Annotated in this window: 22 protein-coding genes; 10 read left to right on the plus strand and 12 right to left on the minus strand. The window is 36.5% G+C overall.

The annotated features are described in order from the left end of the window. Positions 1-26 precede the first annotated feature (26 nt). A complete protein-coding gene (locus tag ABR854_RS20065) occupies positions 27-1,571 on the minus strand; it encodes a bifunctional metallophosphatase/5'-nucleotidase (RefSeq protein ID WP_350267639.1) in 1,545 nt (514 codons plus the stop codon). Between the two features lie 88 nt (positions 1,572-1,659). On the opposite strand from ABR854_RS20065, the gene ABR854_RS20070 reads away from it, so the two are divergent. Together ABR854_RS20070 and ABR854_RS20075 are read left to right on the plus strand one after the other, a co-directional pair. Continuing rightward, positions 1,660-2,103, plus strand: a complete 444-nt coding sequence (locus ABR854_RS20070) for a DUF6934 family protein (protein WP_350267640.1) — start codon at positions 1,660-1,662, stop codon at positions 2,101-2,103. Continuing rightward, complete coding sequence (locus tag ABR854_RS20075) at positions 2,100-2,255, plus strand: hypothetical protein (RefSeq protein ID WP_350267641.1); 156 nt, start codon at positions 2,100-2,102, stop codon at positions 2,253-2,255. The genes ABR854_RS20070 and ABR854_RS20075 overlap by 4 nt, the downstream gene beginning before the upstream one ends. Before the next feature lies 1 nt (position 2,256). On the opposite strand, the gene ABR854_RS20080 is transcribed toward ABR854_RS20075, so the two are convergent. The 6 genes from ABR854_RS20080 to ABR854_RS20105 form a co-directional block, all read right to left on the minus strand. Then, positions 2,257-4,329: a glycoside hydrolase family 97 protein gene (locus ABR854_RS20080; RefSeq protein WP_350267642.1), complete on the minus strand. Its 2,073-nt coding sequence runs from the start codon at positions 4,327-4,329 to the stop codon at positions 2,257-2,259. Positions 4,330-4,540: 211 nt separating this feature from the next. After that, the gene (locus ABR854_RS20085) at positions 4,541-5,875 is read right to left on the minus strand and encodes an ABC1 kinase family protein (protein ID WP_350267643.1); all 1,335 of its coding nucleotides are present in this window, start codon (positions 5,873-5,875) and stop codon (positions 4,541-4,543) included. Positions 5,876-5,952: 77 nt separating this feature from the next. Next, entirely contained in the window at positions 5,953-6,594 is a 642-nt protein-coding gene (locus ABR854_RS20090; protein ID WP_502881217.1) for a TetR family transcriptional regulator C-terminal domain-containing protein, read from the minus strand. A gap of 91 nt (positions 6,595-6,685) precedes the next feature. Further along, entirely contained in the window at positions 6,686-7,654 is a 969-nt protein-coding gene (locus tag ABR854_RS20095; RefSeq protein ID WP_350267644.1) for an oxygenase MpaB family protein, read from the minus strand. Between the two features lie 17 nt (positions 7,655-7,671). Beyond that, positions 7,672-8,358, minus strand: a complete 687-nt coding sequence (locus ABR854_RS20100) for a hypothetical protein (protein ID WP_350267645.1) — start codon at positions 8,356-8,358, stop codon at positions 7,672-7,674. Positions 8,359-8,365: 7 nt separating this feature from the next. Then, positions 8,366-9,040 carry a hypothetical protein gene (locus tag ABR854_RS20105; protein ID WP_350267646.1) on the minus strand — a complete coding sequence of 225 codons (675 nt, stop codon included), beginning with the start codon at positions 9,038-9,040 and terminating at the stop codon, positions 8,366-8,368. A gap of 284 nt (positions 9,041-9,324) precedes the next feature. Between ABR854_RS20105 and ABR854_RS20110 the strand changes: the two genes are divergently transcribed. The 4 genes from ABR854_RS20110 (at position 9,325) to ABR854_RS20125 (ending at position 15,838) form a co-directional block, all read left to right on the plus strand. After that, positions 9,325-10,059 carry a hypothetical protein gene (locus tag ABR854_RS20110; protein ID WP_350267647.1) on the plus strand — a complete coding sequence of 245 codons (735 nt, stop codon included), beginning with the start codon at positions 9,325-9,327 and terminating at the stop codon, positions 10,057-10,059. Positions 10,060-10,186: 127 nt separating this feature from the next. Further along, positions 10,187-11,839 carry a CTP synthase gene (gene pyrG / locus ABR854_RS20115; protein ID WP_350267648.1) on the plus strand — a complete coding sequence of 551 codons (1,653 nt, stop codon included), beginning with the start codon at positions 10,187-10,189 and terminating at the stop codon, positions 11,837-11,839. A gap of 275 nt (positions 11,840-12,114) precedes the next feature. Further along, positions 12,115-13,980 (plus strand): membrane protein insertase YidC, encoded by a 1,866-nt coding sequence (gene yidC, locus ABR854_RS20120; RefSeq protein WP_350267649.1) that lies wholly within the window; start codon positions 12,115-12,117, stop codon positions 13,978-13,980. Between the two features lie 184 nt (positions 13,981-14,164). Further along, positions 14,165-15,838, plus strand: a complete 1,674-nt coding sequence (locus ABR854_RS20125) for an ABC transporter substrate-binding protein (RefSeq protein ID WP_350267650.1) — start codon at positions 14,165-14,167, stop codon at positions 15,836-15,838. Positions 15,839-15,941: 103 nt separating this feature from the next. On the opposite strand, the gene ABR854_RS20130 is transcribed toward ABR854_RS20125, so the two are convergent. Both ABR854_RS20130 and ABR854_RS20135 read right to left on the minus strand, forming a co-directional pair. After that, complete coding sequence (locus ABR854_RS20130) at positions 15,942-16,925, minus strand: hypothetical protein (RefSeq protein ID WP_188768531.1); 984 nt, start codon at positions 16,923-16,925, stop codon at positions 15,942-15,944. A gap of 157 nt (positions 16,926-17,082) precedes the next feature. After that, positions 17,083-17,748, minus strand: coding sequence for a hypothetical protein (locus ABR854_RS20135; protein WP_350267651.1), 666 nt, complete (start codon positions 17,746-17,748; stop codon positions 17,083-17,085). Between the two features lie 317 nt (positions 17,749-18,065). Here ABR854_RS20135 and ABR854_RS20140 point away from each other — a divergent pair, with 317 nt between their 5' ends. Beyond that, positions 18,066-20,813 (plus strand): DUF1553 domain-containing protein, encoded by a 2,748-nt coding sequence (locus ABR854_RS20140; RefSeq protein WP_350267652.1) that lies wholly within the window; start codon positions 18,066-18,068, stop codon positions 20,811-20,813. 3 nt (positions 20,814-20,816) lie between these two features. On the opposite strand, the gene ABR854_RS20145 is transcribed toward ABR854_RS20140, so the two are convergent. Further along, the gene (locus ABR854_RS20145) at positions 20,817-20,954 is read right to left on the minus strand and encodes a hypothetical protein (protein WP_350267653.1); all 138 of its coding nucleotides are present in this window, start codon (positions 20,952-20,954) and stop codon (positions 20,817-20,819) included. A 4-nt stretch (positions 20,955-20,958) separates the two neighbouring features. Further along, on the minus strand, positions 20,959-21,213 hold the full coding sequence (locus ABR854_RS20150; protein WP_350267654.1) for a hypothetical protein: 255 nt from the start codon (positions 21,211-21,213) through the stop codon (positions 20,959-20,961). A gap of 318 nt (positions 21,214-21,531) precedes the next feature. On the opposite strand from ABR854_RS20150, the gene ABR854_RS20155 reads away from it, so the two are divergent. The 3 genes from ABR854_RS20155 to ABR854_RS20165 all read left to right on the plus strand — a co-directional run bounded on the left by ABR854_RS20155 (position 21,532) and on the right by ABR854_RS20165 (position 23,955). Then, positions 21,532-21,849: a low molecular weight protein tyrosine phosphatase family protein gene (locus ABR854_RS20155; protein ID WP_350267655.1), complete on the plus strand. Its 318-nt coding sequence runs from the start codon at positions 21,532-21,534 to the stop codon at positions 21,847-21,849. 46 nt (positions 21,850-21,895) lie between these two features. Then, entirely contained in the window at positions 21,896-22,798 is a 903-nt protein-coding gene (locus ABR854_RS20160; protein ID WP_350267656.1) for a sugar phosphate isomerase/epimerase family protein, read from the plus strand. A gap of 203 nt (positions 22,799-23,001) precedes the next feature. Continuing rightward, positions 23,002-23,955, plus strand: coding sequence for an aldo/keto reductase (locus tag ABR854_RS20165; protein ID WP_350267657.1), 954 nt, complete (start codon positions 23,002-23,004; stop codon positions 23,953-23,955). Between the two features lie 72 nt (positions 23,956-24,027). Here ABR854_RS20165 and porD read toward each other — a convergent pair whose 3' ends face one another. Next, positions 24,028-24,930: a type IX secretion system protein PorD gene (porD, locus tag ABR854_RS20170; RefSeq protein ID WP_350267658.1), complete on the minus strand. Its 903-nt coding sequence runs from the start codon at positions 24,928-24,930 to the stop codon at positions 24,028-24,030. Positions 24,931-24,944: the final 14 nt, after the last annotated feature.

A 24,944-nucleotide genomic window follows, 5' to 3' on the forward strand; every position in this document is an offset into this window, starting at 1 on the left:
TAATAAAAAGGTTGTAAATCAGTCGATTATTTATTTTTGAAATAAGCAATTACTGATTTACGAATATCGTTTCTGACATCGGTTTCGGGAAAAGTATCCACCACCGAAATCACATCTGGATTTTGTTTGGTAAAAAATCCTAAGTTACGTTCTTTGCCCGAAAACAAGAAATCGCTCGTGATGATGTTGTATTCTTGGTTAACATCCAATAATTTCCCGTTGATTTTCCACTCTTTTTTAGTTTCATCGTAGGTAATTTTCTCATATTGTAAATATCCCCCACTGCCTTTGTTTTCTAAGCCCGTTTGTAACACTCTTTCGAGTAAACGTCCACGAAGTTTGATTTCTACTAATTTTCCACCGAAAGGCAAAATACGCAGTACATCGAACTGTGTAAGTTTTCCCGAAACATAATCATCAATACGAATCGAACCACCATTAAAAAACGCACAGTCGAACTTATTAGGCGAAGATGCCAACAAAGCATTGTTTATCATGCTTCCCATGTTTCCTTGCATATTACGCACAGTAGTTTCGTGGCCATCGAGAGGCTCTTTCAAATCGGCAATTACTTCATCTTTATTTAATCCTATGGCCTTAAATGCTGCATCTTGAATGTCTTCCCATTTCTTTACCACGGCCGCTGTAATTGGTTCATCTGCAATTGAATTATCTATTTTCTTTAACTCAGACTTCACATCTACTTTACCCGTAGTTTTATTAAACGTAATTCGGTGAATATAAGCACTTTTGGCGTTAGCATCAGCTTTGGCCATTACTACATTTCCGATTTGCTCTTTCATATTATCATGGTCATGTCCGCCCATAAGCAACTTCACATTTGGAAGCATTTTGGCCAGTTTTAGGTCGTCAACTTTGTTGATGTGTGTAATTCCGACTACAAAGTCACACTTTGGTTCTAATTCGGCATAAGCTTTTTTAGCTGCCTCAAAAAAATCTTCATACAACACAAAATCTTTCTTGTTTGATGGCAATAAAATACCAAACATCCCAACTTTTACTTCAATGTTATTAGCATTTTTGAATGTCAAAATTGTTGTTTTTAAAAATGGTACTTTTGCACCATCAACCACTTTTCCGAATGGAACGTATTCGTCTTTTACTTTTTCTAAAGCATTGGTATTCAACCAGTTAAATTTAGATTCATTGATACGTTCTTGTAAATCTTTTTGGTCTAAATCAAACTCATGATTTCCTAAACAAACCCAATCTACTCCAGCTGTATTCATTACATCAACCATCTGGCGACCTTTGATTCCTTTACCTTCATAGCGAAGTGTTCCGATTACTGACGGACTCAGAAAATCGCCCGAAAGTACGGTGACAGTATTTGGATTCTCTTTTAATAAATCTCGACGAACAGTTGCCACACGAGCCATTCCACCAACTTTACCATTGTCAAGCGGTGATATCTCATATACATCATTGAGGTGAAGGAAAGTGACAGTAATTTCGTTTTGAGTGCTTGAAGCATTGATTTGTGGGGTCTTCGATGTCCGACAAGCGACCGACACAACCACAAGCAGCATGAGCAGAGATAGTTTTTTCATGGTTAGTAATTTATAAATGAAATAGGTACTAAATTTTTCACAAAAGTAGTCTAAAAAATTACTTGATAAAATCCTTATTTTTGTGAATATGGAAAAACCGACATATCATATCGAATCATCAATTGATGCTGAATGGCACTTTTTTAAAAGTGTAAGTTCAACGAAGATTATCGAAAAAGCCGTAGTTTTCAATAAAGTTGATGAAGAAAATGGAATATATGAATTAATTTTTGGTGATTTAGAAGATGGTTTCGTTAATGTTAAAAATGTAAGCGATAATCAGGATATGTCGCTTGTTTTAGGAACTGTAATAAAAACAATTAATTTATTCTTTGAACGAAATTCAGAAAAAACTGTTATTTTTATGGGCAGTTCAACCGCCCGTAATCGAATTTACAGAGCAATTATTTCAAAATTTATTTCAGAAATCAATAATAGTTTTGAGGTGTTTGGAACAAACTTTGATGGTATTGATGAATCATTTGTAAAAGAAAAAGACTATTTTGCATTCAAAATAAGACTAAAAAAATGAAAAATACTGATAAAAATTCGGGAGTAACCTTCGTTTCTGATTTAAAATCTCGAAAAATACAGTTAGGTATAGAAGCTCAAGAAAAGCACGATGCTATCGTCGCTTTGGTTGAGCGTTCAAAAAAACTTATCAAAACTAAAGAATTGGTTTAAACTATAATTTCATCAAACTAATCGCACAACCGCCACCTTTGGCAAGACTTAGATTCAAGACGTCCTTTTTCGTAACTATCTTCTTCTCAATATTATAAGCATCTGGCTTTGTTTTCCAATCGGCATCAGCGGCATCTTGATAAATTGTTGCTTCGTATCGAGCATTTTCTTCTAAGAAATCAAGCTTTATAGTGGTTTTTCGAGTGTTTTCATCGGTTATTGCTCCGAGAAACCAATTTTCTTTGCCTTTTTGCTTACGAGCAATTGTGATATAGTCGGCTGGTTCTGCTTCTAAAACTTTTGTGTCATCCCAATCGACGGGCACATCCTTTATGAACTGAAACGCATCTAAATGTTTATCAAAATTTTCAGGAAAATCGCCCGCCATTTGTAGCGGACTGTACATCGTTACGTACAAAGCCAATTGTTTTGCCAAAGTAGTTTTTACACGAGTTGTGCGAGAAGCATCATATTGATTGAGCTGAAAATGGAAGAATCCAGGTGTATAATCCATCGGGCCACCCATTAATCTTGTGAAAGGTAAAATAGTTTCGTGTTCGGGTACAAGTCCGAGATTTGGAGCATTATTAAACTCATTTCCACGAGCGGCTTCATTTGCCAACCAATTTGGGTATGTACGATGCAAACCAGTTGGATGCACAGGTTCGTGAGCTTCCACCATGATTTTGTACTCTGCTGCTTTTTCGGCAACTCTTTGATAATGATTCACCATCCATTGGCTATCGTGATGTTCGCCACGAGGAATTATTCGCCCAACGTAGCCAGTTTTCACGGTGTTCATGTTGTGGTCTTGCATAAATTTATATGCTTTATCGAAATGACGTTCGTAGTTGGTTGCCGAACCCGATGTTTCGTGATGCATGATAATTTTCACGCCTTTGGCTTTGGCGTAGGCTGTCAATTCTTCAATATTATAATCGCTGTAAGGCGTTACGAAATCGAATACATTTTCTTTCCAATTTCCAAACCAATCTTCCCATCCTTCGTTCCAGCCTTCTACCAAAACCCCATCAAAACCATGCTTGGCAGCATAATCAATGTATCTTTTTACGTTTTCGGTATTAGCTCCGTGCTTACCACCTTTCAAATACCAATTAGATTTTCCAACGTGCATTTCCCACCACATCCCAATAAATTTCTGAGGTTTTATCCAAGAAACATCGGTTATTTTTGAAGGATCATTAAGGTTCAAAATCAGTTTTGATGAAAGAATTTCGGTGGCTTTATCACTCACTACAATCGTCCGCCACGGTGTTTGGAAGGGTGCTTGTAAATACGCCTTGTTTCCAACGGCATCAGGCACTAAATGCGAGATAAATGTGAACGTTGCTTTATCAAGCGTAATATTCATGGCAGGATAATTGAGCAAAGCAGCCTCATGGATATTGAGATAAATACCATCGGCGGTTTTCATCATCAAAGGCGTTTGAACGGTATTTGCACCTATCAGAGATTGAAGAGCAATATCAGTTTCTTTCTTTGCTGCTTTTAGGGCATCAATTTCGCTCAGCTTAGTAGTATTATATAGATATTCGTTTGTATCATAGTCACCAGGAATCCAAAAAGTTTTATGATTTCCAGCGAGATTAAATTGAGTTAACTCATCTTTAACAATAAAATGTTTGATTGATGACTCTTCTGGAAAATCATATCGAAAACCCACACCATCATCAAAAACTCGGAAGACAATGTTTAATAAATTTTCGGACTTTGACTTATCTTTTACTCTGACTATCAACTGTTTATAATTATTTCTAATATTACTCACTTCACCCCAGACAGGTTTCCAGATTTCATCAACACTGCTCGAATCTATACCTATAAGCTGAAATTTATTCAGCATAATTTCGGGACGTTTCAGAGCAAAACCAAGCGTAGATGGTTCAATGATCGTTTTGTTTTTATACGAAACCTGATAAGACAAATTACCGTTTTCAGCAACTGCCACCTTTAGGGCAATTTGCTTATTTGGTGAAGAAATTGAGGTATTTTTCTGAGCAAAAAGTGTCATGTAAAGACACAAAAACACGAGCGAGAGTTTGAATTTTTTCATAGGTACAGTAGAGCAATTTTCTAAATTGCGTTTGCGAGAAGCAATTTAGAAAATTGCTCTACACAAATTGTAGGTTAAAAGTATAAACAAACTAAACTCAAAATATGGAATTATGCAATGAAATTGCTATAAAAAAGTAGAGACGTTACGATGCAATTACATTGCGGCAACGTCTCTAAGAGGCAAACAAAATAATACTACATTATAACAATCAAACTAATTCCCCCTTCAAATGCTTCGGAGTGAGCCAATCAGGTTTGGTCGTTTTTATTTCTGCTTTCAAATCATTCAGAATTGTATAAAGTCCAAAATACGTGCGGTTTACGTACAAACCGTGTTGCGAACCACGAGCTGCTTTTGAGTCTTTCAATTCGGGCAATTTCGATACATATTCAAAGAAATTATAAATTTCATCAACGTAGCCCTCTTGTCCAAAATCGAAGGTATTTGAGTTGAACGGACGGCCAAGCAATTCAATCATTTTCTTGAATAAATCCGAAAAAAACACTCGTTTTTGCGGAGAATCTTCTTCTACAATAAACTCCAGTGTCCAAAAAATTCTTTGAATTTCGGCTTCATCTTCGAGCGTATCTGGGTTTATTAATGCAAAATAATTATTGTAATAATCTTCAGGAATCACTTTTACGCAGCCAAAATCTATCACTCCTAAGCGACCATCGGGAGTCATCAAGAAATTGCCTGGGTGTGGGTCAGCATGCACTTGACGAAGTGTGTGCATCTGATAATCATAAAAATCCCAGAGTGCTTGACCGATTCTGTTTCTCACCTCTTGTGAAGGATTAGTATCCAAAAATTCTTTTAAGTGCATTCCCTCAATCCAATCCATCGTCAAGATTCTTTTCGATGAATATTCTGGATAATATTTCGGGAAAAACAAATCTGGAATATGACTACACGCATTCGTTATTTCGACCGAACGGTGTAATTCTAAATCATAATTCGATTCTTCGAGTAGCTTTTCTTCCACTTCCTTGAAATAGCGGTCGATTTCGGCATCATTCAAATTCAATAATTGTACGGCTAACGGGCGGGCCATTTTCAAATCCGAACTGATACTATCGGCAATACCAGGGTATTGAATTTTCACGGCCAACTTTTTACCATTTTTTTCGGCCTTATGCACTTGCCCGATTGAAGCAGCATTTTCGGCTTTCAAATCAAACTTATCGAAAATTTCAGAAGGCGATTTATCAAAATACTTCTTGAAAGTCTTGATAACCAAGGGTGCCGACAATGGCGGAGCCGAGTATTGCGACATTGCAAATTTATCGGTATAAGCACGTGGCAATAGATTTTTGTCCATGCTCATCATCTGAGCTACTTTCAAGGCACTGCCTTTCAAATTGCTAAGTGTATCATAAACATCAGCGGCATTTTCTTGGTGAAGTTGCTCTTTTGTAAGCGACGGGTCAAAGATTTTTTTGCTGTAATGCTTGATATAATTACCGCCAACCTTTACGCCTGCTTTGGCAAACTGCGTAGCACGAGCAACTTTCGATGTGGGGATACTTTCTTGTGAATTCATATATTTGGTAGAACAAGTCTCCCGACTTGTTTCTTATTTTATGAACAAGTTTAACTTGATGACAAGAGTAACTTATTCTACTTTCTATTCTGAAAAATAAACTTTCCTAAATCAAATAACGAATCGAGTGGCGAACGACCCAGTAAATCGAAAGCAGTGTTGACGGTTTTCTCAATCATTGTATCGGTCTTCTCAAAGGCCTTGCTTGTATCGTTTATCCAAAAATCAAGGATAAATAGCGTCTTTGCCCAAAATAAGTCTGGATAACGCTGCATTAGTTGCGGAATCGGGCGTTGTTCAACTTCACGAGTTTCACGGGCTTCCATCAAAAGCTCGTTTACATAATCATAAAACGAAGCCTTGAAATCAACTAATTGAACATTGCGTTTGGTATAAATTGGCTTCTGAAAACCTTCGTAAGATTTCAGAATATAACTGCGATTTTTCTTTAAAGTCTCAATCCAAGTATAAAGAAAAGCCAATAATTTCTCACGAACTGAGTAGTTTTGATAGACCTCTTCACGTTCGGTCGCAGCACGAGCTTCAATAAAAATAGCCTTCCAAATTTCGCTCTCTATCTGCGGAAACGCAGAATATTCTTCATAAAAAGCTTCTTCCTTAATCTTCAATTTCTTGCAAAAAGCATAAACCGACTCTGGCTGCTTACCATTTTCGAGTACGTATTCGGTGTATGCTTGTCTTATTTTTTCTTGTGTCATAATATGTAGGACAAGTTTCCAACCTGTCAATTATAGCGATAAAACTTGGGCTTAAATGTCAGCGAGACAAGTTAGAAACTTGTTCTACAACCTAAAATATTTTCGACATCAAAACCGATGTTGTGTTATATACTTTCAACAAAGTGTTTGGGATATTTGTTTCGGTAATGCCAAGCATTTTGGCATATTTTTCACCGAGAAGCATTCGAGACTGCGATTGCAGTAAATTAGCTGTGATTTCGCTCGGAGCAAATGAACGAACAACTTGCATCAAAGAAGCCGTAAGTTGCTGACCTTCAAGCGATTCCTTAAACTGTCGTTCGGCAACTAACCTATCTATTTTTACAGCTTCTAAATAACTCTCGGGCAAAATTTCTTTCTTTACTCCCAACAAAAAACCAATCACATTCCAAGTATTGATATAGGCATCTTCGTAAGATTTATCAACAGAATAACCCAGCTTTTCCATTCCACGCAAAACCACGAGCGAAAAAGCTAAATTTGTACCCAACATATCTTCTTGGTTTATCGGGTATCCCCAATCCATATTCCATTGTTTGCTATGAAGTGTAAAATACCTAATAGTTGCATGCAAAAGTCTGACTTTCAAGCAAATTATAAATATTCGTTCGCTTTGCCAATTATCATAATTCATTACGGCTTTCAGAAAATTTCCTGTTTCGGTCAAACGTTTATAAGTGTCATTTTTGATTCGCTCCGACATATACAAAACCCTTGCCCCATCCGCACCCAAATAACAATACGGCAATGAATAAAGACCCAGAATCAGGCCAATATTTTGTTGATTTTCTCGGTAAAAATCGGTGGCACGAATAAGTTTTTTTTTATCGTAGAAATTTGGTAATGAAGCATTTTCAGACAAAAATGTTTGAAGAATCGGAAATTGATTTTCAAGACTAAGATTCTGATAATCAGAGAGAAATGGCATTAGTTGACGTAAAGAAGCAATTCCGTATTGCTCAATAATCTGGTCGATAATTCCATCAGCTTCTTTATCGCCCAAAGTTCTATATTTACTCAACTCTTCTTTACTGATCATAAAATTTTCGTCTATGATTACTTAACGGTTTGGTTATCTAAAGTGTTCGATTTCGTTTGAAATAACTTCAAGTCTGTTAAAGATGATATAAAAAATAGATGTCCTAAAAGTAATGCTAAACGAGTAAGAATTTCAATAAACCACCGAGAGTCTGAAATAAGAATTTTCCCGAAAATCATTGCTAAGATTACCAGTGCATAGCCCAAATACATTTGTCGGAACAGAGATAAATCTCTGACTTGTAGGGAAATCAAGAATAAAATCATTCCTGACTGAATAGCGAGTAAATAAAAATACAAATTTTCATTTCCAACAACCAACAGACAAATCGTAATAGAAATAATAAGATAATTGAATATCCACCGAAATAACTTCAACGAAAATCGAAGTTTATTTTTAGGATTTTGCAGAATAATGATGAAACATAAATTTTTGAGTAGTAAAAGAACGATTAATGTATTGTCATGTAACAGACCAGTAGAATAAAATATATATTCGGTTATTGAGGTGAGCAATAAACTACCCAAAATCAATGAAGATTCTAAAAACGATAGTTTTGGATGATAAACAAAAATAAATAAAACCAGCATTTGCACAGGTCTGAACCAAACACTTACTTCAAATCCCGTTTTTGTACAATCGTATAAATCATAGATAAATAACAGAAGATAGACAAAGAGTATTTTTTTTTTAAGTTTAGACATTTCTTCCTTAGGTTTTTCTCAAATTAAGATATGCTAAATAAGAAAGTTTAAATTTAACTTCGCTTAACCCTGCAATAAATAATAAATGACCAAGCACTATCGAAAATCGGCTGATTGCTTCAATAAACCAACGAGAATCAGATAATAGAATTTTCCCAAATATCAACGAAAAAATCATTAAACAATATCCCAAGTATTTCTGTCTGAAAATATCAGTATCACTTTTCTTTAATGAAATTAATAATAAAACAATAGCAACCTGAACTGACAAAATATAAGCCAGGATATTATTCTTACCTCCAACAAGTGTACAAATTATTATAAAGATAAGGGTATAATTAAATGTCCATCGCATGAGTTTTTTGCTTAATCTAAGTTTGCCTATATCTCCATAGAGTAAATACAGAAAGAAGCCATGCTTGATGAGTAGAAGTAAAATAAGTTTTGATTCAATGGCAGCTCCATATTTATAAAATAAATAATCTAAGACAGCCGCAATCAATAATGAAAAACTAATAACAATAGCACGCTTAACGTTTAATTTCAGCTGATTTACCCAGAGTAGTAAAACAATCATCTGAATTGGCCGTAACCATATACTAATTTCTTGTCCTGGTATTGTACAATTGATTAAGTCAATAATGGCAAGCAATATATAAGCAAGCATTAATGCTTTTTTCATAGTTAGTGTTTAGTAAGTCTTTTGGGATATGCCATCATAAAATTAAGGAATTATCATCGAAATAATTAAATTTAAAACAGTTTTTATTTTTTTACGGAGTATATTTATTGGCAAGTTTATTGCACGATTTTTGCTTTAACAATAAATTGATGATTGAATAGGTTATAGATATATCTCAAAAATATTCAATCTCGCACCAACTAATGTTTAAAAATAGCCTTATATTGAGCTTTATACTAAGCCTTTTTGTCTTAATTGCCTGTAGCGACAAAGAAATCACTCTTTTGAAAGAAACGACAGTGCCTATCGTACAGAAAAAATGTTATTTAAAAGATGCTGACCAAGGGCATGGTGTAATTTATAATTTAGGTTATAACGCCAATAATCAATTAATAACTTTTGATGGTTTTCCTGATTTTAATCAAATTAATTACCAAAATAATCTTCCTACAAAAGTTTCCAGCTCATTTGATCCTTCATATTATATCACCTATGAATATGATGCAAGAGGGAATTTAACTCTAATCAACTTCTTGGGAAAAGACAGCCGAGAACGACCTTTCGAGTTTAAAAGTAAAGTATATACCAACACAAAGAAGCAAATCGAAAGAGTAGATTTGACAATGCCAGTTTTTGATCAAGCGATCATCACGAAGTTTGAATATGATGCCAATAATAATATCAAAAAAATGTATTTAGTAGAAAATGGGAAAGACAAACTTTTGCTCGAAAACCTAAACTTTGACAATAAAAAATCGCCTTACATCAATACACCACTTAGTAACCTTATGATGTATTTTACGATATTTTCGGCAACGATTGGCGGCGAAAATACCACCTACTTTCAAAATCAGAACAATCCTACTTCGACTAAAATATACAACGATAGCGGAGATATGACCTATACATACAACTATGAATATACCAATGAAGGCTATGTTTCTAAGGTAATAGTAAACAAAAAACAAAATGGTAAAGAAGCGAGCCATCAAGAAAACTACACCTATAATTGCAAATAAATATCAAAACATAAAGCATTAATAATCAAATCATTACCAATAAACTGGGAAATTTATATTTTTTTACGCCATAGAATCCACTAAAATTCCGTACCTTTGTATCCCGTAATCAAAGACAACAAACCTCATGTCAGTACACGGACAAAGCGGATTACCGCCCACACGTAACCCTAAGTATATTTTCGTAACGGGTGGCGTAACATCTTCACTCGGCAAAGGCATTATCGCCTCTTCTCTCGCCAAACTTCTGCAAGCCAGAGGACTATCAGTAACCATTCAAAAATTTGACCCGTATATCAACGTTGACCCTGGGACACTCAATCCTTACGAACACGGCGAATGCTATGTAACCGACGACGGAGCAGAAACTGACCTCGACTTAGGTCACTACGAACGCTTCTTGAATGTACCAACTTCACAGGCAAACAACGTTACAACTGGACGTATTTATTACAACGTAATCACAAACGAACGTCGTGGAAATTATCTCGGAAAAACCGTGCAGGTTATTCCGCATATTACTGACGAAATCAAGCGTAATATTTTACAATTGGGCGAAACTGGAGAATATGACATCGTTATCACCGAACTCGGTGGTTGCGTTGGTGATATTGAATCATTGCCATTCGTAGAAGCGGTGCGTCAGCTAAAATGGGATTTAGGCTCAGATAATCTACTCACCATTCACCTGACGCTTGTGCCTTATTTGAGTTCGGCAGGTGAATTGAAAACCAAACCTACGCAACACTCAGTTAAGATGTTGCAAGAGTCAGGCGTTCAGCCCGATATTATTGTTTGTCGCACTGAGCATCCTCTTCCAGTTGATATTCGTCGAAAAATTGCACTTTTCTGTAATGTTGAGCAAAGTTCGGTTATCGAAGCAATGGATGCCGAAACAATATACGATGTGCCAATTTTGATGCAAAAAGAACGCCTCGACCAACGTGTACTTTATATGCTCGACATCTACAATGACCAAGATGCCGACATGGCAGCATGGAAAGGATTTTTGGACAGATATAAAAATCCTGTTGAACACGTAAAAATTGGTTTAGTAGGAAAATATGTTGAACTAAAAGATGCTTACAAATCTATCATAGAAGCATTCATTCATGCAGGAGCAGCCAATAAATGCAAAGTAACCATCGAATGGATTCACTCTGAAAGCCTACAAATAGATAATAGTGCCGAGAAATTCAAAGGACTTGATGGTGTTTTAGTTGCCCCAGGTTTTGGAGAGCGTGGTATTGAAGGGAAAATTGCGGCAGTAAGATATGTACGTGAAAACAACATTCCATTCTTTGGAATTTGTTTGGGAATGCAAATGGCTTGTATCGAATTTGCCAGAAACGTAATCGGTTTGGCAGAAGCTCATTCAACCGAAATGTACCCAGAAACACAATTCCCAGTCATTGATTTGATGGAAGAACAAAAAACCGTAACCGATAAAGGTGGTACGATGCGTTTGGGAGCGTATGCTTGTAAGACGAAAGATAAAACACTGGCTCGTAAGATTTACGGTAAAGCCAACATCAGTGAGCGTCATCGCCACCGTTGGGAGTTTAATAATAAATATTTGAAAGATTACGAAGCAGCGGGAATGGTGATTTCGGGCGTAAATCCTGACAGCGGTTTGGTCGAAATCGTCGAATTACCCAATCACCCATATTTTATTGGTGTACAGTTTCACCCTGAATTGAAAAGTACAGTAATGACCCCTCACCCACTTTTCGTAAATTTCGTGAAAGCAGCCATTGATTTTTCTAAAACAAAGAAATAATATTCCTTTTAACCGTACCACACTGTGCGTGGCAAAGTCAGAAACAAAGCCTTTTTGCAAAATAATAAAACCTTAATTTTCAGAAAAGCACAGAATATCAAACCATAGCCCCATAACTTTATTGATTTAATTGAAGTTATGGGGCTATTTTGTGATTAACGGTCTAAGTGTCAGATACTTGATTAGGATTTATAACTAATCTTTGCGAATTTTGTAGTACAATACGGCATCTCTCAATGAATGCCTTTATATTTTTTACGTATTTTTAAACTTTAATGGAAAAATTAGTAGATAGAAATCAGCTTATCGGAATCGTGTTGTTGATGTGTATGTGGGCAGGTTATATGTATTTTATGCCTCAAACTCCACCCGAAGAGCCTGCAAAAGTTGCCCCTAAAACGGAAGCCAAAACAATTGCTACATCCAATGTATTGCAAGATACAACAGCCCTAAAAGCTACTTTTGGCGATTTCGCCAGTGCAGCTACAGGTACAGCCCAAGATATAGTTATCGAAAACCAAGATGCAAAATTCACTTTCAATACACTTGGTGGGTCAATCAAAGAAGCGGTTCTGAAAAACTATTCAACGTATTCAGACTTTCAGAAAGGTTCAAAAAATCCATTGGTTTTGCTCGACTCTAAAAGTTCGACAATGAGCTTGGAAGTACAAACCAACAAAGGTAAAATCGACTTAAAAAAACTTTATTTCGCATCTGAAAATAAAGCAACTGTTTTGAAAGAAGGAGATTCGACTAAGGTGATTTTCAAACTAAATTTAGGTCAAAACCAATACATCGAACAAGTTTATACCATCAAAGGTAAAGGCTATACGATTGATTATGACATTAATTTTGTGGGTGTTGATGCCCTTGTGCAGAATCAACCAGTACGTTTCTTCTGGCAAGATAACTTACAGGTTTTAGAGCATGACATCGAAGAAAACCGTAAATCGGCTCAAATCAATTTTTGGAATGCCAAAGAAGATGATTTTGATGATTTAGGAGCAAATGCTTCGGGTAATGCCGACCTAACGGCCGAAGACCCAATCAAATGGTACTCGTTCAAACAGAAATATTTTGTATCGGGTTTTGTAGCTAAGAATCAACCATTAACTGGAGCAAAACTCAAACTCGTTACCCCAGAAAACAACCAAAATATTGTAAAAACGGTTGAAGTTGATGCAAATTTGGCCATTTCTGATTTGAAAACAGGTAAAGGAAATTTTCGTTTTTATTTCGGACCAAACGATTATGATATAGTAAAAACAGTAGCTGATGGTTTTCACCGCAACGTTTACTTAGGCTATGACTTCGTGAAACCAATCAATCGCTATGTGTTTGTGCCACTTTTCAAATTGGCCGAATCGTTTATGAGCAACTACGGTCTTTTGATTATCGTTGTTGTGATTGTGCTGAAAACTTTGCTTACGCCACTCATTTATAAGTCATATATTAGTTCGGCTAAAATGCGTGTTATGGCACCAGAACTCGCCGAATTGAAAGAAAAAGTGGGTGATGACCAAGTAAAAATGCAACAAGAGCAAATGAAACTCTACCAACAAGTGGGTGTAAATCCGCTGAGTGGTTGTGTGCCGATGCTATTACAGATGCCTATTTTGATGTCGGTATTCTTCTTGTTTCCAAACATGATCATGTTCCGTCAAAAAAACTTCTTATGGGCCAATGACCTCTCAACTTATGATTATCCAATCAGTTGGGCAACAAGCTTGCCAGTTGTAGGCAATCACATTAGTTTGTTTGTAGTTTTGATGACACTTTCAAGTTTGGCGTTTACTTACTATAACAATCAAATTACGCCAGACCAGCCAGGGCCAATCGACATGAAGAAAATGAGTTATGTTTTCCCGATTGTGTTCTTTTTTGTTTTGAATAGTTTCCCAGCAGCATTGAGTTTCTATTATTTAGTTTCAAACGTTGTAACGATTGCTCAACAACAAATTGTGCGTCGTTTCGTTGATGAAGATAAAATTCGTAAAATCTTAGATGAAAATAAGGCTAAGTTCAAAGCGAATCCGCAAGCTGCTAAAAAAGGTAAGTTTGCACAATTCATGGAAAATCAAGTAAAATTGGCTGAGGAGAATCGTAAGTTACAAAACGACGAAAAGAAAAAGAAAAAATAAATCTTATGATGGTAAATGTTTGATGATGAATGTTTGATACGGTGTCACCCGTGCAATAAATATTTAGTAATATAGAAGATTAGTTCTTAGCTATATTGTGAAAGCAAAAAATAAATTTCATGATTACTAAATCAAACATTCAACATCAAACATCCATCATCAAACTCAACTAAACCTCTAACCTATGAAAAGGTGCCAAAGTCTTTTCATCCTTTTGCTGATAACGCACGCATTAGTGGCTCAACAAGCTACTCTTTCAGAAAGGGAATATGCCCTAAAATACAAAAAAGCCGTGCAGCTATACGCTGGCCAACAGTATTTTGAAGCCCAAAGCGAACTAACCCCGCTCACCAATCGAAAATACACCAATTCGATGGTGCCCTATGCCCATTTTTATCACGCACTGTGTTCATTCAAGCAAAATAAATTTTTCGAGACACGCATAGTTTTACGTCAACTTTTTGAGCGTTTTCCCGATTGGGATAAAATCGACGAAGCATATTATCTCTATGCAAACGCCGCTCTATCAGATAATTATGTCGATGAAGGTATGCAATACCTCAACCGTATTTCAGGAACAATTCTGAAAAAAGATATTGAAAATATGCTTTACTACCACTTTAGTAAAGTAAGTGACCGCACACAACTAAAACAATTGAATCAAAAATTCCCTAATAATGCAGTTATAGCTCAATTACTCGTTGATAATATTCAAAAAAGTAGAAATGTAAGTAAGGAAGATTTAGAGATTTCTGACCGACTGACGAATCGTTTTAATTTAAGTGAAAATCCTACAATAACAAAAAAAACAAATTCAAGAAGAGATAATAAAGGTGTAGTAAACATTGCCATTTTGCTTCCTTTCAGACTCAATGATTTTGAAGCCAGTAAATCAAATCGCTCTAATCAATACATTTATGATTTGTATGCAGGTATGAAATTGGCAAAAAACAAACTCGAAACGGAGCAAATAAATGTTAATTTATTGACGTTTGATATTGACCGTGATGCAAGTTTGATTTCAGCTTTGGTAGAAGACAATCAGTTTTCACAAGTTGATTTATTGATTGGGCCGCTTTACCCTGAGGCAAATAAGATTGCTAATATTTTTGCTAAATCGAATGATGTTGTGCAAGTTCATCCGCTCTCAAATAACCGTCAATTAGTTACCAACGACAAAAACACTTTTTTGGCAGCACCATCATTTGAAACACAGTCGGCAAAGGCTTTGGAATATATGAAGACCCAGACAATCGGCCGAAGTGTAGCAATTTATTATGGAAATACTCGGAAAGATTCAACCTTTGCCTATGCGTATCGTGACGAAGCCTTGAAAGCAGGAGTTGAAGTAATTACAATAAGAAAATTCACAAATGCCGAAGATATAGATACTCGCCGCCGCCCAAGCCATATATTTATTTCGGGAAGCGAAGAGACTTTTGGTGGAAAAGTGATCAATGCTCTGGATAAAAAGAAAATTACCTCACCAATCATAGCGGCTTCATCGGCATTTGACTTTGAAGGCTCTTCACTCAACATTTTTAATCGAGAGCTTTCATTGATTCAGTTAGATTATATCAATCGAGATAAAGATGAAGTTAAAAATTTCCGTAGTACATTTTTCAATGAGCAAAATATTTCCCCTTCCTATTATAGTTATTGGGGATATGATATGTTGCTTTTTTACGCAAGAATGCTCAATAATGGCAAAAACCAACTTCGCACGGTCTTAAATGCGATTGAATATACACAAGGCTATACTTTAGATGGTTTTGATTATACTAACGGCTCAAACGAAAATCAGATTGTACCAATTATCAAATATCAAGATGGGAAGTTTATTGAAGTAATGAGGTAGTTTATTGGTGATTTGTTACTGGGAAACTGGTTACTATATAATAAAAATGGTGGTCAAGAAACTTTTCTGACCACCATTATATTTATCAATATATTTCAAAAAATTACTCAAATAATTTATCGTATTGGTTTCCCGAAGATTTGCTTGAAGATACACTACTTCCAGCAATCAAGGCTTTTTTATCATCGCCCAAAAGCAACGACACGCCTTCTTTCTCCCATTTCTCTAACATATTTAAACCTTCTTCTTCAAATACACCATTTTGTAGGTCAATCGAATCCATGAAGTTTGAAGAAACTTCCATGAAACGTTGCATTTCGCCTACTTTTTGGCTCACATCATCGGTGATTGATTCCATGGCCATATCAAACATTTGACGTTGGTCTTTATCGCCGTTCATGATATTCATCGCCGAACGCATCGCTGAATGGCTCGCACGAATCGCCTTACGTTCTTGCTCTTTCACAACCACTTGGTCTTTAATATCTTCGAGCATGATTTCTGAATTTTCGTACATTTTACCCAAAACACGGTAAAGAATTTCCATTTTTTTGTACAAATCATCGAGTTTCATGTTCGATTCTTGCAAACGGCCAGCTTTACGGGCTTTAAGCACCATCATGGCTTGTTTATCGGTTTCTTTGGCTTTACTTGCCAAAGTGAGGTCATTCTGAATCTGTTTTTTATTATTTTCGATGATAGTTTTCAGATTTATCATCTGCCCTTTCAGCTTAGAAATTTGCTGATTCATCTTGCCCAAATTACCTTGAAGTTCATCAATATAAGTTTTCAAGATTCCGATTGGGTCGAGTTGAATAAACAGACCTGTAACCCAACGCATGATACTTTTATAAATATAAAAAATCAAATTTCGCATTTTGGGGTCGAGAATCATGTAGATAACGGCCGCCAAAACAATTAACAAACCTGCTAAATAGAGCGTATTTGATGCCAAAGTTATCAGAAATGGCAATGCTTGGTATAGTAAATATCCTCCACCCAATAATGCACCTGCGGCAAAAAGCATCCCAGTAGTGCCTTCTGGGCGATTCCAAAATGATTTAGGTTTTGATTCTTGTAATTCCATTGTTTAAGCACCCCCAGCCCCTAAAGGGGAGTTTTGTTTATTTTATGATTGATAACCATTGAGAGAGGGGCAAACCTCCTACTGGTTTAGGTAATATTTTAATGAATAATTGAAAATGGATAATGTAAAATTTTATTCTCTGATAAAACTACATTTTCTATTTCAAATACTTCTTCATATTCTCAACATCTTGTCCGATTTGGCCAATTAAATCGCTGTATGTTGCATGAAAATCGCTCAAGGTTGTTTCTATCTTCACTACCGCTTCCGAAATCTCGGCTTTCATTTTGCCCATATCTTCCTGATGAGCAGCTATTTCTTGGGTGAGTTTGGCAATTTGTTCGCCTTTGGCTTTAATGGTGGCATCAAGGTCAGCAATAGCTTTTTCTTTACTTCCGATTTGTTTTTGGCGTTGAGCATTGACCGATTCTTGAAATTTCGAGTCTTCGGTTTTCAATACATTAAGATAAAACTGTGCCGAATCATTCAAAGCTTGGCTCGAAACGCCCATTGCTTGTGCCGCCGCATAAGCCGAACTGTATCGGGTAGCTTCATCCATTGGCATTTTGGCGAGTGTCTGCAAAGACTTTTTGTACTCTAAATAATCAAACCCAGGCTGATTATTTGTTTCCATTGCTCCAAACAGAATCTCATAAAACTTATCCGAAACTTTGCCCGTCGGCGTAACTACCTCAGCTTTTGGAGTTGTTACTGCGGGTTTGGCAGCTGTATCTGTTTTTGCAGGAGTAGCTTCGGCAGTTTGCCCTTCGGCGGGTGTCTGAACAATAAAAATACCTTTTAGTTTTGATAAAAAATCGCTCATTGTTTTTAGATTTTAGGACGTAGATTTTAGGTATTAGCTTTTTGTATTCGCATTAATTATATATAACTTTTGGTATTTAGTAAAGAAAGAGGTTTGTCCTAAAACCTAATTCCTACATCCTATATACCTCAAATGCGGTACAAACTTTTGGGTATTTCGAGGATTCTACAACTCATTTCATACAATCCAAGCAAAAGGTGTGTCGAATGGCTAAATTTAGTGATGATATTTTGAATATAAATTATTCTCACAAAATATTTATATGAAATCAGCACGAAAGTCTTAAATTTGTAAGACCCATACTTGTATAGACATCTATGAAAAGCTCAAAAATATTTCTTCTAAGTGCCTCCGTTGCAGCTGTCATTGGCTCAATGGCGTTTAGCTTCAATCCGTTCAAAGATGAAGTTGATTTTAATACTGAAGTAAAGCCGATTTTAAATAAACACTGCGTGGCTTGTCATGGAGGCGTAAAAAAAGCCGCTAATTTGAGTTTTTTGTTTTCGCACGAAGCCATCAATACAAAAGGAAAATCAGGAAAAATTGCAATTGTGGCGGGCGATGCAGAGCATTCGGAGTTTTATAAACGCCTCATTACGAATGATTTGGATGAGCGAATGCCTAAAAACGAAGAGCCGCTCAAAAAAGAAGAAATAGAGATATTAAAAAAATGGATTGATGGTGGAGCAAAATGGGGCGAACATTGGGCCTATCAGCAACCCGAAAAGCCAAGTGTTCCATCGGTTGGCGGATTTTTTGCTCGAATCGGACTATTTAAAGATGACGAAACCCGTTTTGCTAAAAACGAAATCGACCATTTTGTATTGGATAAACTCAAAAAAGAAGGACTCTCACACTCACCCGAAGCCGAAAAAGGCACATTACTACGCCGTGTTTATTTAGATTTAACAGGCCTCCCTCCTACCGAACAGCAATTACAAGATTTCTTGAAAGATGAATCGGAAGATGCCTACGAAAAAGTAGTGAATAAACTTCTGGCTTCACCTGCGTATGGCGAACGTTGGGCGGCTATGTGGCTCGATTTGGCTCGCTACGCCGACACCAAGGGTTATGAACGTGACGTTTACCGAAATATTTGGCGATACCGAGATTATGTAATCAAGGCTTTTAACGAAGATAAACCTTTCGACCAATTTACGATTGAGCAACTGGCTGGTGATTTATTACCACAACCAACTGATAATCAACTCGTTGCGACGGCTTTCCATCGAAATACCATGACTAACGATGAGGGTGGAACAGTTGATGAAGAGTTTAGAGTAGCCGCTCAAATCGACCGAGTGAATACTACTTTTGATGTGTGGCAAGGAACTACAATGGCCTGCGTGCAATGCCATACACACCCATACGACCCTTTCGTTCATGAAGAATATTATAAAACGATGGCGTTTTTCAACAATACTCGTGATGAAGATGTGGTGAGCGAAACACCCTATTTGAGATTCTATAAAAAGGAAGATTCGAGCAAGATTCAAGAAATAAAAAAATGGATTCTGAGCAAAAGTACGCCCCAAAAAGCTCAAGAATTTGAGCATTTTGCCCGAGTTTTAGAGCCCAAATTCAATTCTCACGATATTGAACAACTATCGCCAGTTACATCTTCACTGCTCGATGCCAAATATTTGGGGCTTCAACACACTGGCTATGGGAGACTAAAAAATGTAACGCTTACAGGCAAAAACCGAATGCTGATGACATTCAATACTGGCAATGAAAAAGGCACATTGCAGATTCGAGATAATGCTTTAAATGGGAATATTATTTTGAATATCCCGATTTTTAAAACTCGTGATACGGTAATGTTTTATAATTTACCGCAATTGGAAGGTAAACATGATTTATATTTTGTATTTACCAATCCAAAAACTCCGAAAGAATGGTTACAAATCAAATGGGTAGCATTTCAGAATACTTTTGCAGAAACGCCTGACTATCAACTCGTTGAAGCAAAATATAAAGAAATTCTGAACGCAAAAGCTGATTACAGTCCGATTTTGGTAGAAGGCACTGGAGATTTAGCACGCAAACAACATATTTTTGAACGAGGGAATTGGCTCGTAAAAGGTAATGAGGTAAAACCCGATGTCCCGAAATATCTATCTTCGATGCCAAAAGAATATCCTCGAAACCGACTGGGTTTTGCCAAATGGTTGGTCGATGGCAGAAACCCACTTACTTCAAGAGTGATTGTAAATCGTTTTTGGGAACAACTTTTCGGCACTGGAATCGTAGAAACAGTTGAAGATTTTGGCACACAAGGTTTTGCTCCATCTCACCCCGAAATGCTTGATTATCTGGCTATTACATTTCAAGATGATATGCAATGGAGCGTAAAGAAATTGCTTAAAATGATGGTAATGTCTGGTACTTACCGACAATCTTCGGCAGTCAACCAAACTTTGCTCGATAAAGACCCAACGAATAAGTTTTTGGCTCGTGGTCCACGCATCAGGCTCACAGCCGAGCAAGTACGTGACCAAGCATTGCTCGTAAGTGGACTTTTATCACAGAAAATGTACGGTAAAAGTGTGATGCCTTATCAGCCTGAAGGAATGTGGCAGTCGCCATGGAGTGGCGAATCTTGGAATACTTCAAATGGCGAAGATAAACATCGTCGTGCGATTTATACATTTTGGAAACGCACTTCACCGTATCCTTCGATGATGTCGTTTGATGCACCGAGCAGAGAATTTTGTCAGTCGAGACGCTTGCGGACGAATACGCCTTTGCAAGCACTCGTAACCCTCAACGACCCTGCGTACGTAGAAGCAGCACAAGAGTTGGCCAAAAGTATGTTGAAGAAAGGTAAAAAACCCGAACAACAGATACAGGCAGGTTTCAATAAAATTATGATGCGAGATATTGACGAAAGAGAGTTGAAAATTTTAACCAAACTTTATCACCAAACCGAACAACAATATCGCAAAAATCCTGTGGAAGCCTATAAATTTTTTGGTCGCTCAGATACTTCCCCATCATTGGCAGCTATGGCAGTTACGGCCAATGCCATGATGAATTTAGATGAAGTGGTGACTAAGGAGTGAGCTTCAACAGGTGGCTAACAACTTTTTAGGGTTATTTTTCTTTGCTTTCGCTATAATTTCTGAAAGTTTTTTTCTGTCTGCCTCTGGTAATGGTTTGTTTATGACAGCAAAATCAGGTTCGACATTATGGTTAGTTTTCATATTCTTAGTTGTTAAAATATTTGTTAATGAGGAAATTCGCAGCACTTGAGTCTAAATACATCCTTGAACCGCTCAAAATCTTTGCTTTTAAATTTTCTTGATAATGTTTAACTAAAGATGTTTTTGCAGTTAATGACACAAAACCATCATACCCAACATCAAAGGAATATTTACAAGCAAAAGCAAATAAGTTTCCAGCGACACCTAAATATAATTTATTTTTGCCACGATTGAAACTTGCACTTTCAATTAAGTTCATATAGATGTGGTCTTTACCATCTGAAAGGCTAATCAAACCTTGAATAATAGCTTCATTTCCACGAGTTACTAATTTAAAAGTTTGACGGTCTTTAGCATTAATTTCAGCTTTCCAATCAAAAGCCCAATCTTTGGTAATTATTTCATTTAGTGAAACTGGCCTGGCATAATATCAGTTAAGAAACGCTCGCCTGTAAAAGCATTTTCAATTGAATTAGTTAGCTTATCTATTTTCTCATTTATTGTTTGCATGATATTACAAATTTAATGTTTTTTGAATAATTTTAATGACAAACAATCAATTTTTAACTTCCAATAAATGAATCTACTTTTCGTATGTAGCAGAAATCAGTGGCGAAGCCCAACGGCTGAGGAAATATTCAAAAATAGTCAAGAACATCAAGTGAAATCGGCTGGAACTGAGCCTTCAGCACGCATAAAAATTACCGAAAAGTTAATCAACTGGGCTGATATAATCTTTGTAATGGAAAAGAAACACAAAGAACGAATCAGTCAAAGATTTGCTACGGTGGTCGATGAAAAAGAATTAATTGTCTTAGATATTCCCGACGAGTATCAATTTATGGATGAAGAATTAGTAGATTTAATCAAACTTTCGATTTCGCCTTATTTATAAAATCATTACTTTTAAAATTCAATCTATCAAAACCTACGATAAACTTATGGAAAGAAGAGAATTTCTTCAAAAAGGTGCATTGGCACTGGCAGGTACAGCCGCTTTTTCGAGCGATTTATTTGCTGCAAAAAAAGAAAAACACGTAGTGGGTGTGCAGCTCTACTCTATTAGAGAAGACATGAAAAAAGACCCACTTAGCAGCCTAAAGAAAATAGCCGAAATGGGTTATACACACGTAGAACACGCCAACTATATCGACCGCAAGTTTTATGGATATTCGGCCAAAGAATTCCGCAAAATTTTAGATGATTTAGGCCTAAAAATGCCAAGTGGGCATACCGTTATGGGTAAAAAACACTGGGACGAAACCACAAAAGATTTTACTGATTCTTGGAAACAAACAGTAGAAGATGCAGCCATTTGTGGACAAAAATATGTCATTAGCCCATCACTCGATATTAGTATGCGTAAAGATTTAGAGCAATTGAAGTATTTTATGGATGTCTTCAATAAATCGGGCGAGCTTTGTAAAAAATCAGGTATGAAATTTGGCTATCATAATCATGATTTTGAATTTAGCCTAAAACTCAGCAGTATCAAGGTTTATGATATAATTATGCAAAATACTGACCCAAGTTTGGTTGCTCAACAGCTTGATATCGGTAATATGTACGGTGGCGGCGGACGTGCTGCCGATTTATTGAAACAATACCCTGGCAGATTTGAATTGATGCACGTAAAAGACGAAATCAAGAGTGCAACTGAGCATATTGGTTGGGAAAGTGCAATTCTCGGCACGGGCGTTATCGGAGTAAAAGATATTATTGATATGGGAAAAAAATCGGGCGGAACAACACAGTTTATCATCGAACAAGAATCATATCAAGGTAAAGCACCGCTTGATTGCATGAAGGAAGATTTGGCTATCATGAAAAAATGGGGTTACTGAAATAATGGTTAATTTTTAATGATGAATTGTTAAAACATTACCCCAATTTTTTGGTTTTGAAATCAGAACCTTGGTATAATTTAGTGTTTCTTATCGGACCGCCGAGCGGTATTTCAGTGGTTAAACAATTTTCATAAAATATCACGAAAAGAGGAGGCTAAAATCTCCTCTTTTTCTATAAAATTACACCCAAAGAAACAACAATGAAATATCTAAATTTTAAAAATGGCGATAAAATGCCAGCACTGGGCTTAGGAACTTGGAAATCGGCCAAAGGAGAAGTGTATAAAGCCATGCGAGAGTCAATAAAAATTGGCTACCGACATTTCGACTGTGCTTTTATTTATGGCAATGAAGCAGAAATAGGCCAAGCCATTGCCGATGCTATCAAAAATGGAGAAGTGACCAGAGAAGAACTTTGGATAACTTCAAAACTTTGGAATAATCGCCACCGAAAAGAAGATATTCAAGGAGCAATCGAAATTACGCTTCGTGATTTACAATTGGAGTACCTCGACCTTTATCTTATTCACTGGCCAGTTGTACACCAATATGATATTGCATATCCCCAAAGTGGTGAACAGTTAGTGAGCCTCAATGAAGTATCACTCACTGAAACTTGGCAAGGAATGATTGAATTACAAACCAAAGGGTTGACAAAACATATTGGGGTTTCTAATTTCAGTATCAAAAAAATCAAGCAAATTACGGAAGATAGTGGCGTTTGTCCCGAAGTTTTACAACTCGAATTACAACCTTTTCTTCAACAAAAAGCAATTTTAAACTTTGCCAACGAAAATAATATTATTCTGACTGGCTTTTGTCCACTTGGTTCTGCTGATAGACCCGCAAGCAGAATTTCAGTTGGTGAACCAAAACTTTTCGAGAATCAGACAATTCTAACTATTGCATCAGAAATCGGTTGTTCACCAGCACAAGTAATGCTTGCTTGGGCAATTTGTAGAGGTACTTCTGTAATTCCAAAATCGGTTAATCCGCAACGATTGACACAGAATTTGGCCGCAGCAGATATCGACCTTACAGCCACTCAACTGGAAGCTATGAGTGCTTTAGACCAGCATTATAGATATATTAAAGGAGATTTTTGGTGTTTAGAAGGCAGTGATTATACCATTGCAAATCTTTGGGACGAGTAAAACTACAAAGCCGTTGTTCAAAAAATAGAGCAACGGCTTTTATTTTATAGCACTTATTTTAAAATTTCAAAACTACTTCACCAACTTTCTATAAAGCTCGGTCTTTGAAGGGTCAACGGCTGATAATACGGCGAATGCTTTCTGTTTTTCGTCTTTGGTAGCTTCCGAAAAAACATTGACCATTTCTTGATTTTTGGCATTCATAAAACTCGTCAACAATACCGAATTAGTCTTTAGTTTTTGCATCTCTCTTATCGAATTCAATAAATCTAAAACTTGTTTACGACCGCCAACTGGGTCAATCGTGAAATTATCAAGTGCGATGCGGTGATACGAATAAAGTCCTTCACGGAAAGGCAACAACTGCTGATTTTGTAAATTTTCTACCAACCAATAACGATTGCGTTGGTCGCCTGACTGTTCCCAACCGCCTTGGCCAGCACTTGAAGCTAAGTTTGCAATATTATAAGCACGCTGTAAATATGGGTTTCCGCCCAATTTACTAAACGAGTCATAATCAACCGTGAGAGCAATCAACGAATAAAAACCCAAAATCGACGTAAGATTATTGGTGAAAGTGAGTTCGTTGAAGTTCATCTGACGGTCTTCGGGGGTAAACGAAATATTAAAATTTCTATCTACATAACTCAACACAATACTTTCGTAGGTTGCATTATAAACAGGACGAATCACCTGGAATTGAGCATTTCCTTGATAGACATTCTGCTGTGGAGATTTCGTAAACGTAATAATCAAATTGCATTTGATGCGTTCTTCTTGGCTATAAATATCATTTGTCCAGCGTTTTCCATTCATAAAATCGCTGATGGCAGCTTTCATATCAACAAAAACTTGTTTTTCGGCGGCTTGCTGCGACTGTAACTGGTCAGAAACAATCGTTACGTTACAGTTAAGTTCTTGGGCATAAGTGCCTAATGAGCAGCTTATTAGAACACATAATATAAGTTTTTTCATTGGTTTTATGGATA

Origin of the sequence: Emticicia sp. W12TSBA100-4, assembly GCF_040253585.1 — a bacterium.
In the GTDB taxonomy this organism is placed as follows: Bacteria; Bacteroidota; Bacteroidia; order Cytophagales; family Spirosomataceae; genus Emticicia.

Coding starts and splice junctions, on each gene's coding strand:
- ABR854_RS20065 (WP_350267639.1), bottom strand. CDS start 1,571: ATGAAAAAACTATCTCTGCTCATGCTGCTTGTGGTTGTGTCGGTCGCT.
- ABR854_RS20070 (WP_350267640.1), top strand. CDS start 1,660: ATGGAAAAACCGACATATCATATCGAATCATCAATTGATGCTGAATGG.
- ABR854_RS20075 (WP_350267641.1), top strand. CDS start 2,100: ATGAAAAATACTGATAAAAATTCGGGAGTAACCTTCGTTTCTGATTTA.
- ABR854_RS20080 (WP_350267642.1), bottom strand. CDS start 4,329: ATGAAAAAATTCAAACTCTCGCTCGTGTTTTTGTGTCTTTACATGACA.
- ABR854_RS20085 (WP_350267643.1), bottom strand. CDS start 5,875: ATGAATTCACAAGAAAGTATCCCCACATCGAAAGTTGCTCGTGCTACG.
- ABR854_RS20090 (WP_502881217.1), bottom strand. CDS start 6,594: ATGACACAAGAAAAAATAAGACAAGCATACACCGAATACGTACTCGAA.
- ABR854_RS20095 (WP_350267644.1), bottom strand. CDS start 7,654: ATGATCAGTAAAGAAGAGTTGAGTAAATATAGAACTTTGGGCGATAAA.
- ABR854_RS20100 (WP_350267645.1), bottom strand. CDS start 8,358: ATGTCTAAACTTAAAAAAAAAATACTCTTTGTCTATCTTCTGTTATTT.
- ABR854_RS20105 (WP_350267646.1), bottom strand. CDS start 9,040: ATGAAAAAAGCATTAATGCTTGCTTATATATTGCTTGCCATTATTGAC.
- pyrG (WP_350267648.1), top strand. CDS start 10,187: ATGTCAGTACACGGACAAAGCGGATTACCGCCCACACGTAACCCTAAG.
- yidC (WP_350267649.1), top strand. CDS start 12,115: ATGGAAAAATTAGTAGATAGAAATCAGCTTATCGGAATCGTGTTGTTG.
- ABR854_RS20125 (WP_350267650.1), top strand. CDS start 14,165: ATGAAAAGGTGCCAAAGTCTTTTCATCCTTTTGCTGATAACGCACGCA.
- ABR854_RS20130 (WP_188768531.1), bottom strand. CDS start 16,925: ATGGAATTACAAGAATCAAAACCTAAATCATTTTGGAATCGCCCAGAA.
- ABR854_RS20135 (WP_350267651.1), bottom strand. CDS start 17,748: ATGAGCGATTTTTTATCAAAACTAAAAGGTATTTTTATTGTTCAGACA.
- ABR854_RS20140 (WP_350267652.1), top strand. CDS start 18,066: ATGAAAAGCTCAAAAATATTTCTTCTAAGTGCCTCCGTTGCAGCTGTC.
- ABR854_RS20145 (WP_350267653.1), bottom strand. CDS start 20,954: ATGAAAACTAACCATAATGTCGAACCTGATTTTGCTGTCATAAACAAA.
- ABR854_RS20150 (WP_350267654.1), bottom strand. CDS start 21,213: ATGAACTTAATTGAAAGTGCAAGTTTCAATCGTGGCAAAAATAAATTA.
- ABR854_RS20155 (WP_350267655.1), top strand. CDS start 21,532: ATGAATCTACTTTTCGTATGTAGCAGAAATCAGTGGCGAAGCCCAACG.
- ABR854_RS20160 (WP_350267656.1), top strand. CDS start 21,896: ATGGAAAGAAGAGAATTTCTTCAAAAAGGTGCATTGGCACTGGCAGGT.
- ABR854_RS20165 (WP_350267657.1), top strand. CDS start 23,002: ATGAAATATCTAAATTTTAAAAATGGCGATAAAATGCCAGCACTGGGC.
- porD (WP_350267658.1), bottom strand. CDS start 24,930: ATGAAAAAACTTATATTATGTGTTCTAATAAGCTGCTCATTAGGCACT.